The organism is Simplicispira psychrophila DSM 11588 (assembly GCF_000688255.1).
GTDB lineage: Bacteria > Pseudomonadota > Gammaproteobacteria > Burkholderiales > Burkholderiaceae_C > Simplicispira > Simplicispira psychrophila.
On the sequence record NZ_JHYS01000016.1, the window covers coordinates 1 to 17,078 of the forward strand.

Below are 17,078 nucleotides of genomic sequence, written 5' to 3' on the forward strand. Positions count from 1 at the left end.
CAAGGTGGCGGTATCGAACCTGGTGAACAGCCTCAAGGGCGTGTCTAGCCGCCTGCTGCGAAAAGAGCGCCCGGACATTGCCAACAGGTATTGGAAGAACATGCTGTGGTCGCCTTCCTACTTTGCCTCGTCCTGTGGTGGTGCTCCCCTTGATGTGATCCGCAGGTATATCGAGCAGCAGCAAACGCCCCACTGAATACCTATGCCCGCTTGCGCGGGCAGCGCTATCCTTGCCCGCCCAAATCAGGCGTCTCTGCCTCTAGGCTGCTGCGCAGCCGACTGACTTGGACGGGGCTTGCCGCGCATTTGGTCAGATCATTGCTCATCAGGTTCTCCCGGTGGGGGTTGACGCGAGATTGCGTCTTCCGGAGGAGCACCTTATGGCCCCGGCGTGGGGGCGGGGCGTCTATTTGTAAAACACCTCGACCCGCCCCTTGAGCGTCAGCAGCAACGGCTGGCCCTTGCGGTCGCGCGTTTTGCCGGCGGGCACTTTGATCCAACCTTCGCTGACGCAGTACTCCTCGACATCAAAACGCTCCTTGTCATTGAACAGGATGCCGATGTCGTGCTCGAACACGGCGGCAACGTGGTGCGGGCTGCGGGGGTCTACCGACAGGTGGTCTGGCAGGGCGGGACGGGTGGAGGTGTCGGTCATGGATCGCTTGTCGCTGAAGATGGAGAAGCCCCGATTTTCCCGGATTTGGCGCGGGCCTTGGCAAGAACCCAGGTGGCGCCGCTTCTGCGCTGAATATTTTGGGTATTTTTGGCTTCTAGCGCTTATGCAGCAAGCGCTACTAGCTATCAAAATAAAAGTATTCACGTCAACAGCGCCACCGCCGCCGAAAAGCTCAGGAACGCCAGCGCCGTAGACACCAGGATGATGTGGGCGATGCGGCCGTTGTGCGCGCCAAAACGCTCGGCCAGCAGCGACACATTGCTGGCGCTGGGCAAGGCCGCCAGCAGCACCAGCACGGTCAGTGCAAACGACGACAGCGGTACGCCCAGGGCGATGGCCCCCTGCCCCGCCAGCCACACCAGCAGCGGGTGCAGCAGCAACTTGGCCAGCGCAATCGGCACATAGTCGCGCATTAAAACTTGCTCATGCTGGTTCATTTGCGAACGTGCCAGCACTGCGCCAATGGTGAACAGCGCCACCGGCGAGGCGGCATCGGCCAGCATCGCCACGGTTTTATCGACCGGCCCGGGCAGCGTCCATTGCAGCGCCGAGGCCAGCGCCCCCAGCGCAATCGACCACGGCATCGGGTTGCTGACCATGCCGCGCAGCGCACGGCGCAGCGCCACCGCCACGCCGTGCGTGCCTGCGCTATCGAGCTGCGACAGCGCCACGCACAGCGAGGTGGTGATGACCATGTCCACCGCAATCGTCACGATCACCGGCCCCGCCGCCTGCGCGCCCAGCAGGGCCACCAGCAGCGGCACGCCCATAAAGCCGGTATTGGGAAACGCCGCCACCAGCGCACCAAACGCGGCATCGTTCCAGTGGATGCGCGGCCCGCGTGTCAGCCACACCGTGCCGGCCACCATCAGCAGCGCGCACAGCAGATACACACCAGCGACGGCCGGGTCCAGCAACTGCCCAATCGGCGTCTGCGCGCCAAAGCGGTACAGCAGGCAAGGCAAGGCAAAAAACAGCACGAACGCGTTCAGCCCCGGAATGGCGGGCAGCGGCAACAGCCGCGCGCGCGTGGCCAGATAGCCGCACAGCACCAGCGCGAAGAAGGGGAAAGTGATGAGGAGGACGGAGGGCACGGGGGGAGGTGGGTGGTGTACGCAGCAAAAGGCGCTAGCAAAACGCCAGCAAAAACAGCAAAAACAGCAAAAAAAAGCAAAAAGGACAGCCACCTTAGTGGCAGTTGCCCAAGCGTGGGGTTGACTACAATGCAGTCATTGCTATCAATTCTAAAAGGACGAATATGGCGACGCTCACGATTCGCAATTTTGATGATGACCTGAAAGCCACCCTGCGGATGCAAGCGGCGCGCCACGGGCAATCGATGGAAGAAGAGGTGCGCAGCATCTTGCGCCAAGCCTTGACGCAAGCGCCGGTTACGACGGGATTGGGGACACGTTTAGCGGATCGCTTTGCGGCGGTGAAGGCTGATTTTGCTGTCCCACCCCGGTCGTTGCCGCGCGCGCCGTTGGATTGGGCTGGTCAAGATGAGGCGAGTGAATCCGCATGATGCTGCTCGATACCAATGTCTTGTCCGAATTTATGCGGCCAGCGCCGTCGCCCACCGTCGGCGCGTGGCTGGATGCGCAAGATGCCCGCCGGGTCTGGGTCTGCGCCATCACCCGCGCCGAGATCGAGTTGGGTGTCGCTCTGATGCCCGATGGCCAGCGTAAAACTGGCTTGCAACAAGCGGCCCAAGCGATGTTTGCGCAAGAATTTGTCGGGCGTTGCCTGCCTTTTGACGGCGCAGCGGCCACTTGTTACGCCCGCATCGTGTCGCTGCGCACTAGGATCGGGCGTCCTATCAGCGTCGAGGATGCGCAAATTGCAGCGACTGCCGTAGCGCACGGCTTGGTGCTGGCCACCCGCAATGAGCGTGATTTTGAGCAAATAGACGGCTTGGTGGTGGTCAACCCTTGGCAGGGCCACTGACAACTACGTTTTTTAGGTCAAATCAGCCTCTAGCCCTTTATATACCTACGCTAATAGCTATCATTTTTGATAGATCTTGTTGGATGGAGTACCACCCAACCTACGGGTGCTTGGCGCTGCTTTCTTCTCTTTTTCTCTTCAGCTTTTTAGACTGCTTCCCCTATGTCCGCTGGCCTCAACCTCGCACAGCTCCAAGCTGTCCATTACACCGACGGCGCCTGTCTGGTGCTGGCCGGCGCCGGCTCGGGCAAGACGCGGGTGATTACGCACAAAATCGCCCACCTGATCGCGCAGGGCATGGAGCCCAAGGCCATTGCGGCCATCACCTTCACCAACAAGGCGGCGGCTGAAATGCGCGAGCGCGCCAAGCAGCTGATCGGGCGCCAGGCCAAAAATGTGCTGATCTGCACCTTTCACTCGCTCGGCGTGCGGCTGGTGCGCGAAGACGGCAAGCTGCTGGGGCTCAAACCGCAGTTCAGCATTTTGGACAGCGACGATGTCACCGGCATCATCAAAGACGCCGCCGGTGGCACCACCGACGCGGCGACGGCGCGCCAGTGGCAGTGGACCATCAGCCTGTGGAAAAACATGGGTCTGAATGCTGAGCAAGCGCTGGCGCAGGCGAAGGACGACCACGAGCGCAGCATCGCCGTGATCATGGCGCGCTACGAGGAGCGTTTGTCGGCTTACCAAAGCGTCGATTTTGACGACCTGATCAGTCTGCCGCTCAAACTCTTGCGCGACTTTCCCGAGGTGCGCGCCAAGTGGCAGGCGCTGCTGGGCCATGTGCTGGTCGATGAGTACCAAGACACCAACGCCACGCAATACGATTTGCTGAAACTGCTGGTCGGCGAGCGCGGCCATTTCACGGCGGTGGGCGACGATGACCAGTCGATTTACGGCTGGCGCGGCGCCACGCTGGACAATTTGAAGAAGCTGCCGGTGGATTTTCCGCAGCTCAAAGTCGTCAAGCTGGAGCAAAACTACCGCTCCACCAGCGCCATCTTGCGCGCTGCCAACAACGTGATTGGGCCGAATCCGAAACTGTTTCCGAAGACGCTGTTCAGCGAGCTGGGCGAGGGCGAGCCGGTGCGGGTGGTCGATGCCGACAGCGAGGAGCACGAGGCCGACCGCGCCGTGGCGCGTATCCAAAGCCTGCGCGCTGCTGCCAATCCGCCGCCCGAGTGGCGCAGTTTTGCCGTGCTGTACCGCGCCAACCACCAGGCTAAACCGTTCGAGAAGGCGCTGCGCCGCGCCAATATTCCGTACAAGGTGTCGGGCGGACAAAGCTTTTTTGACCGGGCAGAAATCAAGGATTTGTGCGCCTGGTTTCGGCTGTGGATCAACTCGGACGACGATCCGGCGTTTTTGCGCGCCGTCGGCACGCCCAAGCGCGGCATTGGCCACCAAAGCTTGGCGCAGCTGGGCACGTTTGCGACGCAGCACCACCTGAGTCTGTTTGCTGCGCTGTTCTCGCCGATGCTGCCGGCCGCTTTGCCCCGCCGCGCGCTGGACAGCCTGCACGAGTTTGGCCGTTATGTGAACGACTTGGAACACCGCGCCCGCCACACGCACGGTGCGGACGGTGCACGGCTGTTTTTGCTCGACTGGCTGAAAGAAATCGACTACGAAAAGTATTTGTACGACGGCGAGGACAGCGAAAAAGTCGCCGCTGCGCGCTGGACCAACGTGCTGGAGTTTTGCGACTGGATGAGCCAGCGCGCCGGCGGGCAGATCGACGACAGCGCGGGCAGTGTGGTCACCAAAGAGTCGAAAAGCCTGCTCGAAGTGGCGCAGACCATTGCGCTGCTCTCGACCATTTCTGAGCGCGAAAAAGACCAGGACATGGTGACACTCTCGACCCTGCACGCCTCCAAAGGGCTGGAGTGGCCGCATGTGATCCTGGCGGGGGTGACCGAGGGCATGTTGCCGTTCAAGATGGACGACGACGGCGGGCGCGCCAAGGACATCAGCGAAAGCACCCTGCAACGCTTGCAGGAAGAGCGCCGCCTGATGTATGTCGGTATCACCCGCGCCCAGCGCACGCTGGCCGTGAGTTGGACCAAAAAACGCAAAAAAGGCCGTGAAATGGTGGCCGCGCAACCCAGCCGTTTCATTGCCGAAATGGCCCTCGACAAAGCCACCGTGCGCGAAGATCCGCGCGAAAAACTCAAGGCTTTGCGCGCTGAATTTGCTGCCAAGGCGAACAGTTCAAAATAGCGCGCTTTTCCCTGAACGCCATGAAAACTTTACTTACTCTTTTTTTGATAGCTGGTAGCGCATGTCTGATAAGCGCTAGAGCCCAAAACAACCCCAATTCTGCCGCTATGACCCCCACGCCGACCACCGACAGTAACGCCTGCCCGCAAGCCGCCGACATGAACCACCGCCATCTGCAAGGCGTCTGGCATACCGACTTGCCCAGCCACGGCGGCGCCACGGTGCTGCGCCTGGGACAACATCCGGAACTGGCGGGCAGTGTGCGCGGCACGCTGGAGCGCGCCGGACGCACGGTGCAGGTCACCGGCGATGTGCACGAGGGCGTGCTGACACTGGAGGAGTCGATGGACGGTGAACATATCTCTGCCGCTTGGCTGGGTGATGTCGTTGAGGACCGTTGCGGCAAGGAAATAAGCGGTTTCTGGAGTACCGCCGACGCTGCCCCCGACGCCAGCATCCCCTTCGTCCTGCGCAAACAGGCGGTGTGGCAATGACGCGCGCTGCGCTGGCCTGCGCTACGGCCGTGCTGTGGAGTGCTTTTCCCGCGCTGGTGTCCGCACAGGAGCTCGCCCCGGCGGCTGCCAGTGCTACCCCAGCGGCGACCAGTACAGCGCTGTCCGACGGCGCTTGGCAATTCTGCACCGCGCTGGGCGCGGACAAAGAGGCCCGACTGGCGTGTTTTGACCAGTGGGCACACCAGCAGGCGGCGGGGCTGGCGCCGCAGCCGTCTGGCGCCCTTGTGACCACCCCACCCGCCTCGGCCAGTGCCTGGGCGCAGGCGGGTCAGCCTGTGCGCATGCCCATGCCGCCGCCGATGGACAACGCCCAGGCACCGCCGGTAATTGCAATCATCAGTCCCGAGGGCTGCCGCAACCCGCAGTACAGCGACCTGTCACGCTTTTGGGAGCTGGAGAACGGCACCGACTGCGGCACCTTCAGCTTTCGCGGCTACCGGCCAATTTCGGTGTCGGTGGTCAAGAGCAGCAGCGTCAACCGCCAGCCCGATTCGAGCATCGAAGGCCACACCGCTGCCACACCGATCGACTACCGCAGGATAGAAAACCGTATCCAGCTGTCGGTGCGCACCAAAATCGCCCAGGGTCTGCTGACCCAGGGCAGCAGCACGCGCAAGGACTCGCTGTGGTTTGGCTACAGCCAGCAGTCTTCGTGGCAATTGTTCAGCGGCGGCATCTCACGGCCGTTTCGCACCACCGACCACGAGCCCGAGGTGATCTACGTCTACCCAACGGATGCGGAGCTGCCCGGCGGCTGGCGCCTGCGCTACAGCGGCGTGGGGCTGGTGCACCAGTCCAACGGCCAGAGCCTGCCGCTGTCGCGCAGCTGGAACCGCGTCTACCTGATGGCCGGCATGGAACTGGACAAGCGCTGGCGCGTACAGGCACGCGTGTGGCAGCGCATTACTGAAAGCAGCGGCAGCGACGACAACCCGGATATCGGCTCCTATATCGGCCGGGGCGAACTGTCGGCGTTCTGGAACGCCGACCCGGACAACACTGTCGGCATGACCGTGCGCCACACACTCAAGAGCGGTGGACGGGGCTCGGCCAAGCTGGAGTGGCTGCAAACGCTGGGCAAAGGCTTTGCCGGCGGCAAGAGCAACCTGCGCCTGCACACCCAACTGTTCAGCGGTTATGGCGACAGCCTGATCGACTACAACCGCCAGCGCACCGTGCTGAGCGTGGGACTGAGCCTGGTTGATTTTTAAGGTTTATCGGGCCAACTGGCCACGGACGCACCTTTGGCCAAGGGCGCGTCCGTGCCAGTTTTGACACACATCACAGCCCGTTACCCCGGCGCCGACGCGCTGGGCCAAGATGGCGTAGCAGCCTTGCGTCGGCAGCATCGGCAATAAACGCCCGCTTCATGCCGCACTTTGCGGCCTTGGCGACGGCCTCTTGGCTGACAATGCTGTTACAGAGGAATAACCATGGACCTGCAATACCAGCTCAAGGCTGGCAGCTATTACTTGTACGACATGCGCGATACCCCCAGCGCAGTGACAGGCGAGCGCCGCTTCAAGCTTAAGACAGACATGGTGGCTATCGCCTTTGATGCGCACACTGGCAAAGTGCACCAGCATGGCAACCCTACCCGCATCCAGTCCTGGGCCACCATGACGCGCCGGCGCCTGCGCGCCGCCGGGGCACAAGAAGAGGCCAACGACATCGTGGTCGTCTCCGGCCCGCTGCCGGTCGAAGAACTGAACAAATGCCTGTGGATCAGCGGCTATGTGCGCCGCATGTTCCAGCGTCTGGCCACGCTGCCGCACGGCAAACTGCAGCAGCCGCGCACCAGCCCGGCCTATCGGCGCGCGGCCTGAACAGCGCTGCCAAACAGCGCGGTCTGCTCCCGTCAGGCGCCGCGAAAATTCTCCAACATATCCGCCCCACTGTCGCTTGCCAACGCCTCTTGCGCCTCCTGCTCCTGCGTTTGCTCCAAGGCATGGCGCACGATGGTCACCGGCACCGGGCTGTCATGGGCCACGGCTTGCGACACCGAACCCAGCAAGGCACTGCTGATAGCGCCCTGGCCGCGCTCACCCAAAATCGCCAAGTGGCAGCCCAGGCTTTCAATCATGTCCACCAGCGTATGCGCTGGATCGCCTACGCCCACTGCCACTTCGTACGCCACGCCGGCGGCATCCAGCAGCGCGCGTGCTGGTGCCATCAGAAATTCGCCTGCCGCATCGCTGGCCTGCGCAATCAACTGCGGGTCGCGTGACACCACCAACTCGTACAGCGAAGCCGGCTCTTGCACGTTGGCCAGCACCACGCTGGCGTTCAAACCGTTGCGCGCCAGCTCCACGGCATGGTGGACGGCATCCAGAGACAGGGCAGAACCATCGATGGCAATGAGAATTTTGAGCATGGCAGATCCTTTTTGGAGAGGTAACGGGCAGTGTAGCGGTGCCGCGCCGATGTGCCCATCTGTGACAATCACGGCCTATGTTGCAGTTTGACCTCCTCACCACCGACCCCACCAGCCACGCCCGCCGTGGCCAGCTCACCCTTAACCACGGCGCGGTGCAAACCCCCGTTTTCATGCCTGTCGGCACCTATGGCACCGTCAAAGGCGTGATGCCGCAAAGCCTGCACGATATGGGTGCGCAAATCATTTTGGGCAACACCTTCCACCTGTGGATGCGCCCCGGCCAGGGCGTGATGCAAAGCTTTGGCGGTCTGCACGCCTTTGAGCAGTGGCACCAACCCATCCTGACCGACTCCGGCGGCTTTCAGGTCTGGAGCTTGGGCGCGATGCGCAAAATCACCGAAGAAGGCGTGACCTTTGCCAGCCCGGTCAACGGCGACAAGCTGTTCATGTCGCCCGAAGTGAGTATGCAAATCCAGACCACGCTTAACAGCGACATCGCCATGCAGCTGGACGAATGCACGCCGTATGAGACCAAAGGCCACCTGACCACCGAAGCCGAAGCGCGCAAATCGATGGAGATGAGCCGGCGCTGGGCGCAGCGCAGCAAAGACGAATTTGCGCGGCTGGAAAACCCGAACGCGCTGTTTGGCATCGTGCAAGGCGGCATGTTTAAACACCTGCGTCAAGAGTCACTTGAAGCGCTGGTGGAGATGGACTTCCCCGGCTATGCCGTCGGCGGCGTCAGCGTCGGCGAGCCGAAAGACGAAATGCTGGACATCATGGCGCACACGCCGCACCAGCTGCCAGCCCACAAACCGCGCTATTTGATGGGCGTCGGTACGCCCGAAGACTTGGTGCAAGGCGTGGCCGATGGCGTCGATATGTTCGATTGCGTCATGCCAACCCGCAACGCCCGCAACGGCACGCTGTTCACGCGCTACGGCGACCTGAAAATTCGCAACGCCCGCCACAAAACCGACCACCAGCCGCTCGATACCACCTGTACCTGCCACGCCTGCGCCGGCAAAGACGGCGTGTCGTGGGACGACGGCGGACGCGGTGGTTTCAGCCGTGCGTACCTGCACCACCTCGACCGCTGCGGCGAAATGCTCGGCCCGATGCTGACCACCATCCACAACCTGCACTACTACCTCAACCTGATGCGCGAAGTGCGTGCATCGCTGGACGCCGGGCAATTCGCCCAGTTCCGGGCGCAGTTCAAGGCGAACCGGGCGCGCGGGGTGTAACCACAAGCGGGCGCGCCAACCACCATGCAAGCCCCCGTCCCGCGCCACATCCTGCCGGTGTTGGTGCTGGCGCAGTTTGCCGGCACCTCGCTGTGGTTTGCCATCAACGCTGTCATGCCCGACTTGCAGCGCGAGCTGGGCTGGAGTGCGGCGGCGGCGGGCACGCTGACTTCGGCGCTGCAACTGGGCTTCATCGTCGGCGCACTGGTGTTTGCTTTTCTCTCGATTGCCGACCGCTTTTCCACGCGCCGGGTGTTCTTGCTGTGTTCGCTGGCTGGCGCGCTGTGCACGGTCGGCGCCTGGGCCATGGTGCGTGATTACTCGGCGCTGCTGGCGTGGCGTTTTGCCACCGGATTTTTTCTGGCCGGCATCTACCCGGTCGGCATGAAGATGGCCGCGCAGTGGTACACGCGCGGGCTGGGCAGTGCGCTGGGGCTGCTGATTGGCGCGCTGGTGCTGGGCTCGGCCAGTGCCCATGCGCTGCGCGCCCTCGGTGACGCCCTGCCGTGGCCGACGCTGATGCTCGGCGTGGCGGCGTTGGCCGCAGCCGGTGGTTTACTGCTGTTTTTTGGCACCACCGACGCGCTAGGTACTGAGGCGCGGGTCACCACCTTGCAATGGCGCGCACTGGCCACGGTGGCGACGGATGCGCGCGTGCGCAGCTCCGTGCTGGGCTACTTTGGCCACATGTGGGAGCTGTACACCCTGTGGGTCTTGGTGCCGGTGATTTTGGCGACGCGGCTGCACGGGGCGGCGCTGTCATGGACGGCGTTTGCCGTCATCGGCTCCGGCGCCATCGGCTGCGCTGTGGGTGGCTGGGTGGCGCAGCGCTGGGGCAGCGCGCATGTGGCGGCGGTGCAACTGGCTGCCAGCGGCCTGTGCGGCTTGGCTGCACCGTGGCTGCTGGGCGCCAGCGCGCCGGTGTTTTTTGGCTGGCTGCTGTTGTGGGGCATTACTGTGGCAGGCGACTCGCCGCAGCTGTCCACCCTGACCGCACGCAACGCCCCGGCGCGGGCGGTGGGCAGCGTGTTGACATTGACCAACAGCCTGGGTTTTGCCCTGTCCATCGGCAGCATCCTGCTGTTTTTGCAGCTGGCGGAAACCCTGCCACTGGCCACCCTGCTGCCCTGGCTGGCGCTAGGCCCGGCGCTGGGGGTGTGGGCTTTGTGGCCGCTGTTGCGCGAGGAGCAGCCCGCAGCCCTCCCCCGAACACACCGCCGCCTGCCCTGGCCCTTGCGCGCGCTGGCTGCACTGGGGACCTGGTTGCTGGCACTGGTGCTGGTATTTGAGGAATGGGGCTGGGGGCCGCTACAGGCGCTGCTGGCACGTGTGGGCCGCTGGCCGGGGCTGCGCTGGGTGGAAGGACGGGTGTGCCAGTTGCCTCCCTGGGCGGCGCTGCTGCTATTTGCTGTACCCACCGCCCTGCTGCTGCCCATCAAGCTAATGGCGTTGTGGGCCGTAGGCCGTGGTCAAGTGGCGCTGGGCGTGGCAGTGATTGTGCTGGCCAAGGTCGTGGGCACCGCCGTGGTGGCGCGGCTGTTTACGCTGACACAGCCGGCCTTGCTGCAACTGCGCTGGTTTGCCTGGGGCCATGCGCACTGGCTGCGGCTAAAGACGCGCCTGCTGCTGCGCGTGCATACGTCGTGGCTGTGGCGCGTGGCGCGGGTTTGGCGGCGCGGGGTGCGGCGGCGTTGGCAGGCTTGGCGCACGCACTGAAAGCGCGTGCTGGCGGTGGTGCGGCAACCACGCTGAGCGCAGGCCGTAGCCCTGTTGCAGCTAAGGCAGGTACGAGGGAACGAGGGAAGCAGGTCAGGAGTCTGCTGGACGGTCTTCACTGGCAGAAGGCGCTGAAGGCGGCAACGGCGGTGTCGGGTCTTGGTCCTTGATCATGCCTGCGGCCTCACCCCCCAGCGCTCCGGCAATAGTGCCCACCGTTCCGCCCACCAGTACGCCAATCGGCCCCCCCACCACCGCGCCCGCGGCAGCGCCTGCCACCATGCCAGCTACGGCGCCACCGCCGACGAAAGCCGACTTCGCTTCACGCTCGGCCTCAGCCGGCAGCAGACCGACCTGGGCGCCGCCACTGGGGTCCTGGGAAGGGACGCCGTGGCCGGGGACTGCCTGCTCTACAAGATCGGCATCTACAGGGTCCACGCGCTCAACAAATTCCATCGGTTGAACGCCTGTCAGATCATCTTTCAACGTGCTCATGATTTTTTCCTTTACCGAGATACAAGATGCGAGGTGCAATGTCCGATAGACAAAGTGTCCCTCCCTAGGGGGTTGTAAGCGGTAGGCCAGGGCCCGCTCGCGGTCCTGTAGACCCTCAGCGCGTAGGACAAAGACCAGCAAAGCTGGCTCGGCAGTCGCGCGTTACACCCCCCGCTCTGCCTTGGCGCTACTGCCGCAGGCATGGCAGAACTTGGCAAACGCGCTTTTGCGTGTGCTGCATGCACCGCAGTGATCAAACAGACCAATGCCGCAATGCGGACAAAAGTCGGTCTTGCCATCCTTCAGGTCCACCGGGCGCTCGCAGCCGGGGCAGACGTTTTTAGCCAGACGCGCCAGGGCGACGTCGTAGCTCAACTCCTTGCGCCGCTCCTGGTCGGGCAGCGCCTCGGCCATTTTTTGCCGCTCCAAGTAACGGTTCAGCGCCAGGATGGCGTAGCGCCCGACCAGCGCGGTGACGCCAATGCCGACGACGTAGCGCACATAGCCGCCGTAGCTGGGCAGGTAGGGCACCAGCTCGACAAAGAAGCCAAACAGCGCAAAGAAAATGAAGCCCCAGACAAACGGCCAGTAGGTACTTTGGCGCTTTTTGACGAACAGCCAGCCAGCCACGAGCAACAGCGGCAACGTCAGTGCCAGCCGATACAAAAACACGCGCAGTTCGACGCGGCGCAATTCGGCGTACATCAGGGTGCGGGCGGCGTCTTCCATCTGGGCGATCTGCTTTTCCGTCTGCACGGCCGACTGGCGCGCGTCCAGCGCGGCCTGCTGCTGCGCCTGCACCGCGCGCCGCTGCACCAGTTCAGCGGCTTGCAGCGCATCCAGGGCGCGCGTGCGGGCCAGCACCTCGGGGTCGTGTTCAGCGCGTTGCGTGACGCTGCGCGCCGCCAGCCAGTTGGTAAAACTTTCGCGCTGCGACTGCACCTCGCTGCGCGCCTTGTCGCGCTGCAGCTGGGCTTGCTCCAGCGCAGCTTGGGCGGCGTCGGCGGCGGCCTGCTCAGCCAGTAATTGCGCGCGCAACTGCTGGGCCTGCGGGCGCTCAAGAAAGGCATCCAGCTCCAGCCGCGACTCGACTTTGGGCAGGTCACCGACGATGGTGCCGCCCAGACCAATCAGAAAACTGGCAAACACCAGCGCCACCAGCCACAGGCCCCGGCGAAACCATTTTTCCGACAAACGCAATGATTTGCTCATGGTAGAAATTCCTTTTTTACTATTGTTTTAATAGCTTACACCTCATACACCATAAGCGCTACAGGCCGTTTTATGCTTGAAATGTGTAATCTTTCAAGCCCCTGCATGGTGGCAGAACCCAGCGCATTGCAGCACGCGGTTGTGACACCGTAGCGTGGTGCGCCAGGGCAGGTATCATTTTTTAATACGCACGCTTTGCCCACTTCTACAATCGCGCCCATGCACCCGCTGCGCGGCTCGGGCAGCCACCCGCCCGCCTCTGAAGCAACAAAAAACCCGGTCTCTGCCCCTTTTTTAACTGGAGAAATCCCATGACCTTGCAACGCCTCATTTCCCCCGTATTCCTCGCCGTCGCCCTGCTGGCCGGCACTGCCCAGGCACAAACGCCGGCACCGGCACCGGCCCCGGCCTCTGCCACAGCGGCAGTCGCAGTCGAGGGCGCCTGGGTGCGTGCCAGCGTGCCGGGCCAGAAGGCCACCGGCGCCTTCATGCGGCTGACCGCTCCCGAAACCATGCGCTTGGTGCGAACACAGTCACCCGCCGCCGCCGTGACCGAAGTCCATGAAATGAAAATGGACGGCGATGTGATGAAAATGCGTGCCGTGCCCGTGCTGGAGCTGCCCGCGGGCAAGGCGGTCGATCTCAAGCCCGGCGGCTACCACGTGATGCTGATGGACCTGAAGGCGCCGCTGGCCAAAGGCAGCAGCGTGCCGGTAACGCTGTTCTTCCAGGACGCCAAAGGCGTCGAGAGCCAGCAGCAACTGCACCTGCCCGTAGCCACCCAGGCGCCGGGCAGCACGGGTGCGCCAGCAATGCCGATGCAGCACAACCAGCACTGAGTGGATGCGAACAGCGCTACCCCGGGTACAAATGCTTGGGGTAAGCTGTCAACATCTTTTTTCACCTCCCCACTGGAGCTGCCATGAGCGATACAACCCCCTTCGGTTTCGGTAAATTCGTACCCGGTTTTGATTTTCTGCAAAACCTGACCAAGAACGCCTCAGGCAGCCTTCCCCAGATGCCCAACCTGTCGAGCTGGATTGCGCCAACCATCAGCGTAGAAGAGTTGGACAAGCGCGTGCAAGAGCTCAAGGCGGTGCAGTTCTGGCTGGAGCAAAACTCGCGCGCGCTCAGCGCCACTATCCAGGCGCTGGAAGTGCAAAAAATGACGCTGGCCACGCTGGAAGGCATGAACGTCAGCATGGGCGATGTCGCCAATGCGTTCAAGCTCAACACCGCTGATTCGATGATGGGCAGCATGAAGAAAATGGGCGAGTCGCTGGCTGGCGCTGCGCAGTCCATCACCGCCGCGCGGGTGCCCGAGGCATCCACGCCGCCCCCTGCGGTGCCGCCGCAGGCCACACCCGGCAGCGACGCCAAAGCCCCGACCAGCGCCGTCGATCCGATGCAATGGTGGGGTGCGCTGACCCAGCAGTTCCAGCAAATTGCCGGCACGGTGCTGGCCGATGTGGCCAAGCAAACCGCCTTTGATGCTGCCCAAGGCACCGCCACCGGCTTGGCCAAGGACGCGTTCAAGACCGCTACCGACCTGGCCAGCCAAATGGCCACCAAGGGCGTGCAAAGCGTGCAAGAAGCCACGCGCGCGGCCACCAGTCTGGCCACGGCCGCCGTCCCGGTGCCAGTGCCAGTGCGTACCCCAGTCGTCGCGAAAAAAACCACGGCCGCCAAGAACACCACGGTCGCCAAAGACACTCCCCCCGCCAAAAAATCTGCCGCGCCCAAGACCGCTGCAGTAGCCGCCACAAAAACCGCAGCGCGGCACCCGGCCTCCAAAGCGGCGCGCTGAGTCACCCGCGCGGCTGACCTCGGCGGATAGATCGCAAATACGTTCTAAGGCACGCCATGAAACTCTTTCCTTCGGGCCACGCCAGCCATGCGCAGTGGCGCACTGCCACCGATCTGGTGCTGGCGCAGTTGCAGCAGCAAATGCGCCAGCCTGATTACGCCAGCGCCCCCACACTGGGCCTGCTCTACATCACCGACCACTACGCTGCCGAGGCGCAAGCGCTGCTGGAATACCTGAGCGCAGCACTGCCCGGCGTGACCGACTGGAGCGGCACGGTGGGCATTGGCGTGTGCGGCGGCCATACCGAGTACTTTGACGCACCGGCGCTGTCTGTGCTGCTGCTGGATGTACCCAGCGACCAATACCGCGTGTTTTCGGGCGTCGCGCCACTGCCGCGTGCTGGCGGGCCGGGCTTTGTGGCACACACCGCCCTGCTGCACGCCGACGGCCAGATGCCCGACGTGGCCGGATTGATCGCTGAAATGGCCGAGCGCACCACCAGTGGTTATGTGTTCGGTGGCTTGTCCGCCAGCCGCCATGCCAGCGTGCAGTTTGCCCTCGGCGGCGATGGCAATATGGCCGGGCAGGGCCACGCTGGCGGCGTGTTTCACAGCGGCTTATCGGGCGTGGCCTTTGCTGCGCGCGTGGCGCTGTTTTCACGCGTGACGCAGGGCTGCCAACCGGTCGGCCCGGTGCAATCGATCACGGCGGCGCAGGACAACGTGGTGCTGCAACTCGATGGCCAGCCAGCGCTGGACGTGCTGCTGCACACCTTGCAAATATCGCTCGAAGGCGACCCGCAACACGCCGTCCAGAGCGTGCGCGTCACGCTGGCCGGCCTGATGGATGCGCCGCGCAGCACAGACGCCCCAGCGCCCGGGCAGACCGGACACTTTGGCACCGACACGCGCGTGCGCCACATCATTGGCCTGGATGGCGCACGCCACGGGGTCGCGTTGGCCGACATGGTCGAGCCCGGGATGCGCCTGTCGTTTTGCCAACGCAATGTCGCCGCGGCACGCGCCGACCTGACGCGCATCTGCGCTGAAATCCGCGAAGAACTGGAGCCGGAAGAACTGACTGTGGCGGCGCACACTGCCGCGTCCACAGACGCAGCCGCCAGTGCGCCAAAAATGGCGGCACCGCAGGCGCGGCGTATGGTCGGCGCCATCTATATCAGTTGCTCAGGCCGTGGCGGGCCACATTTTGGCGGCCCCAGCGCCGAACTGCAGATCGTGCGCCGAGCACTGGGTGAGGTGCCCTTGGTGGGATTTTTTGCCGGCGGCGAGATCGCCCACCACCACCTGTACGGCTACACCGGTGTGCTGACGGTGTTTACCTGCGGCGAGGATGTTGCACCTGCGCCCGGGCCTTGAGACACTCGCGCCCGGGGAAATACACCCCGAGCGTCGCTCAAAACCAAATCAAGCCATAAAATAGCCTCAAACGCTGGCTGCACATGCGCTATCAGCTATTTATTTAATAGCTAAACAAGCCTTGGCGCCAGAGTGGCACTCCTGGGGCCAAAGCCCGCTCTACGGGTATGGCAGCAGCAGCGCCGTATCAATGGCGGTACGGGTTGTCAGGACGGCGGTCACGGCGGTTGGCTACGCCGTCACCGTCGCGATCCCAGCCTCCACCGTGCATTTTCCAGCGACCATTGTGCTGCTCCCATTTCGGCTGGCGGTAGTGTTGGCCGGGACGGGCTGTGACCCAGTGACCCGGCGCCCAGACATGGCGCTTGCCGCGCCACTCCCAGTGGCCCGCCACCCAGACATGGCCACGGCGTGCGCGCGGCACGGCTTCGCGGCGCGGCGGCGGCGGTGCAGGCAAGTACACCGGCCGGCTTTGCGTATAGACCGGTACCGCCTGACCCGTCTCGAACAAGATGGTGGCGTGCGGGGCGGCCTGCGCGGGTGTCAGGGCCAGCAGCGACAGCAGGGTGAAGGATGTGGCAGCAAGAGTGTTGCGGACCAGGTTCATGGTGTTCTCCTGAGAAAGTGTTCCTTGCACAAGCAAGCGCCTTGATGGTAGTGGGCGCAGCGTCAATGCCCGACGCCTACCGTGCAAAGTCTTGTGAAGCGCTGAGGCTGCAGTTGCAGTTGCACTTTAGCGCCGCAGTGCGGCAAAGGCCTCGAACTCCCAGCTGCGCATGGCCAGCAGCAGGGTGTAGCCGTCGCGCTCACGCTCGGCCAGTTTCTGGTCGGCCAGGTGCTGCTGGGCAAAGTCCTGCGCCAATCGCTGCAAGCGTTCGACAAAGGCTGGCGCCAGCGTGCGGCTGATACTGCCGTGCACAAGCAGCAATGCTTCGTCGGGCGCGTCAAAGCCGCCCTGGAAGTAGTCGAGCAGCGCGTTTTCTCGAAAGAAGTTCATCACCGCGCCGTGCGGGCGCCAGCGAAAGGTTTTGGCCAACTTGAGGCGGTAGCGGTTCAGCGGGCGCAGTTCGATGATGCCGATGCGATCCAGCTGCACCAAGGCCCGCACTGCCTCAGCCTCGCTCAGCCGATAGCTGCTGGTGATCTGCTCCAGCGTCCACTGGCTGAGCACGCAGATGGCGCACAGCAACAATTTTTTGTCCGCCACCACCGTACTTTCTTGCTCGGGCGTGAGCTGGGACAGCAGCGGCTGCGCGTCAACGACACGGCGTGCCAGATCTGCAAAATCGATCTTCAGCGCATGGCAGATGGCGTCCACCCGCGACAGTGGCATGTCGCCCTTGGCCAGCATGCGCTTGACGCTGGACTCGGCCAGACCCAGGCACTGCGCCAAGTCGGCATAGGTCATGTGGGCGCTTTTGAGTTCTTTCTTCAACGCAATGACGAGGTCGGCAGTAGTGCTCATGGGCAGGGTGGTAAAGCAAGGAAGC

At 63.5% G+C, this 17,078-nt stretch carries 19 protein-coding genes; 12 read left to right on the forward strand and 7 right to left on the reverse strand.

Going from position 1 to position 17,078, the window contains the following annotated elements:
- Positions 1 to 196 (forward strand): IS200/IS605 family transposase (gene tnpA / locus Q390_RS0114080; RefSeq protein WP_027996639.1); only part of this gene is annotated, 196 nt, incomplete at its 5' end.
- Positions 197 to 406: 210 nt separating this feature from the next.
- Here tnpA and Q390_RS0114085 read toward each other — a convergent pair.
- Together Q390_RS0114085 and Q390_RS0114090 are read right to left on the reverse strand one after the other, a co-directional pair.
- Positions 407 to 655: a DUF3297 family protein gene (locus Q390_RS0114085; RefSeq protein WP_027996640.1), complete on the reverse strand. Its 249-nt coding sequence runs from the start codon at positions 653 to 655 to the stop codon at positions 407 to 409.
- Between the two features lie 161 nt (positions 656 to 816).
- On the reverse strand, positions 817 to 1,770 hold the full coding sequence (locus Q390_RS0114090; protein WP_027996641.1) for an AEC family transporter: 954 nt from the start codon (positions 1,768 to 1,770) through the stop codon (positions 817 to 819).
- Between the two features lie 164 nt (positions 1,771 to 1,934).
- On the opposite strand from Q390_RS0114090, the gene Q390_RS0114095 reads away from it, so the two are divergent.
- The 6 genes from Q390_RS0114095 (at position 1,935) to Q390_RS0114120 (ending at position 7,184) form a co-directional block, all read left to right on the forward strand.
- Positions 1,935 to 2,201, forward strand: coding sequence for a FitA-like ribbon-helix-helix domain-containing protein (locus Q390_RS0114095; protein ID WP_027996642.1), 267 nt, complete (start codon positions 1,935 to 1,937; stop codon positions 2,199 to 2,201).
- Complete coding sequence (locus tag Q390_RS0114100; protein WP_027996643.1) at positions 2,198 to 2,623, forward strand: type II toxin-antitoxin system VapC family toxin; 426 nt, start codon at positions 2,198 to 2,200, stop codon at positions 2,621 to 2,623. Before Q390_RS0114095 ends, Q390_RS0114100 begins: the two co-directional genes overlap by 4 nt.
- A 162-nt stretch (positions 2,624 to 2,785) precedes the next feature.
- The gene (locus tag Q390_RS0114105) at positions 2,786 to 4,843 is read left to right on the forward strand and encodes an ATP-dependent helicase (RefSeq protein WP_027996644.1); all 2,058 of its coding nucleotides are present in this window, start codon (positions 2,786 to 2,788) and stop codon (positions 4,841 to 4,843) included.
- A 107-nt stretch (positions 4,844 to 4,950) separates the two neighbouring features.
- Positions 4,951 to 5,337, forward strand: a complete 387-nt coding sequence (locus tag Q390_RS0114110; RefSeq protein WP_245606931.1) for a hypothetical protein — start codon at positions 4,951 to 4,953, stop codon at positions 5,335 to 5,337.
- Positions 5,334 to 6,569: a phospholipase A gene (locus tag Q390_RS0114115; protein ID WP_084153929.1), complete on the forward strand. Its 1,236-nt coding sequence runs from the start codon at positions 5,334 to 5,336 to the stop codon at positions 6,567 to 6,569. Before Q390_RS0114110 ends, Q390_RS0114115 begins: the two co-directional genes overlap by 4 nt.
- Positions 6,570 to 6,791: 222 nt before the next feature.
- Positions 6,792 to 7,184 carry a hypothetical protein gene (locus Q390_RS0114120; protein ID WP_027996647.1) on the forward strand — a complete coding sequence of 131 codons (393 nt, stop codon included), beginning with the start codon at positions 6,792 to 6,794 and terminating at the stop codon, positions 7,182 to 7,184.
- Positions 7,185 to 7,216: 32 nt separating this feature from the next.
- Here Q390_RS0114120 and Q390_RS0114125 read toward each other — a convergent pair whose 3' ends face one another.
- Positions 7,217 to 7,732 (reverse strand): universal stress protein, encoded by a 516-nt coding sequence (locus tag Q390_RS0114125; RefSeq protein ID WP_027996648.1) that lies wholly within the window; start codon positions 7,730 to 7,732, stop codon positions 7,217 to 7,219.
- A gap of 77 nt (positions 7,733 to 7,809) precedes the next feature.
- On the opposite strand from Q390_RS0114125, the gene tgt reads away from it, so the two are divergent.
- Together tgt and Q390_RS18615 are read left to right on the forward strand one after the other, a co-directional pair.
- Entirely contained in the window at positions 7,810 to 8,982 is a 1,173-nt protein-coding gene (gene tgt, locus Q390_RS0114130) for a tRNA guanosine(34) transglycosylase Tgt (protein WP_027996649.1), read from the forward strand.
- A gap of 24 nt (positions 8,983 to 9,006) precedes the next feature.
- Entirely contained in the window at positions 9,007 to 10,698 is a 1,692-nt protein-coding gene (locus tag Q390_RS18615; protein WP_084153930.1) for an MFS transporter, read from the forward strand.
- Between the two features lie 93 nt (positions 10,699 to 10,791).
- Here Q390_RS18615 and Q390_RS0114140 read toward each other — a convergent pair whose 3' ends face one another.
- Positions 10,792 to 11,193 (reverse strand): hypothetical protein, encoded by a 402-nt coding sequence (locus Q390_RS0114140; RefSeq protein ID WP_425423952.1) that lies wholly within the window; start codon positions 11,191 to 11,193, stop codon positions 10,792 to 10,794.
- A gap of 162 nt (positions 11,194 to 11,355) precedes the next feature.
- On the reverse strand, positions 11,356 to 12,405 hold the full coding sequence (locus Q390_RS0114145; RefSeq protein ID WP_027996651.1) for a zinc ribbon domain-containing protein: 1,050 nt from the start codon (positions 12,403 to 12,405) through the stop codon (positions 11,356 to 11,358).
- 311 nt (positions 12,406 to 12,716) lie between these two features.
- Between Q390_RS0114145 and Q390_RS0114150 the strand changes: the two genes are divergently transcribed.
- The 3 genes from Q390_RS0114150 to Q390_RS0114160 all read left to right on the forward strand — a co-directional run bounded on the left by Q390_RS0114150 (position 12,717) and on the right by Q390_RS0114160 (position 15,588).
- Positions 12,717 to 13,244 carry a copper chaperone PCu(A)C gene (locus tag Q390_RS0114150; RefSeq protein ID WP_027996652.1) on the forward strand — a complete coding sequence of 176 codons (528 nt, stop codon included), beginning with the start codon at positions 12,717 to 12,719 and terminating at the stop codon, positions 13,242 to 13,244.
- Positions 13,245 to 13,327: 83 nt separating this feature from the next.
- On the forward strand, positions 13,328 to 14,212 hold the full coding sequence (locus Q390_RS18620) for a PhaM family polyhydroxyalkanoate granule multifunctional regulatory protein (protein ID WP_037473117.1): 885 nt from the start codon (positions 13,328 to 13,330) through the stop codon (positions 14,210 to 14,212).
- Between the two features lie 56 nt (positions 14,213 to 14,268).
- Complete coding sequence (locus Q390_RS0114160) at positions 14,269 to 15,588, forward strand: FIST signal transduction protein (protein ID WP_027996653.1); 1,320 nt, start codon at positions 14,269 to 14,271, stop codon at positions 15,586 to 15,588.
- A gap of 187 nt (positions 15,589 to 15,775) precedes the next feature.
- Here Q390_RS0114160 and Q390_RS0114165 read toward each other — a convergent pair whose 3' ends face one another.
- Together Q390_RS0114165 and Q390_RS0114170 are read right to left on the reverse strand one after the other, a co-directional pair.
- On the reverse strand, positions 15,776 to 16,189 hold the full coding sequence (locus Q390_RS0114165; RefSeq protein ID WP_027996654.1) for a YXWGXW repeat-containing protein: 414 nt from the start codon (positions 16,187 to 16,189) through the stop codon (positions 15,776 to 15,778).
- 132 nt (positions 16,190 to 16,321) lie between these two features.
- A complete protein-coding gene (locus Q390_RS0114170; RefSeq protein WP_027996655.1) occupies positions 16,322 to 17,053 on the reverse strand; it encodes a helix-turn-helix domain-containing protein in 732 nt (243 codons plus the stop codon).
- Positions 17,054 to 17,078: the final 25 nt, after the last annotated feature.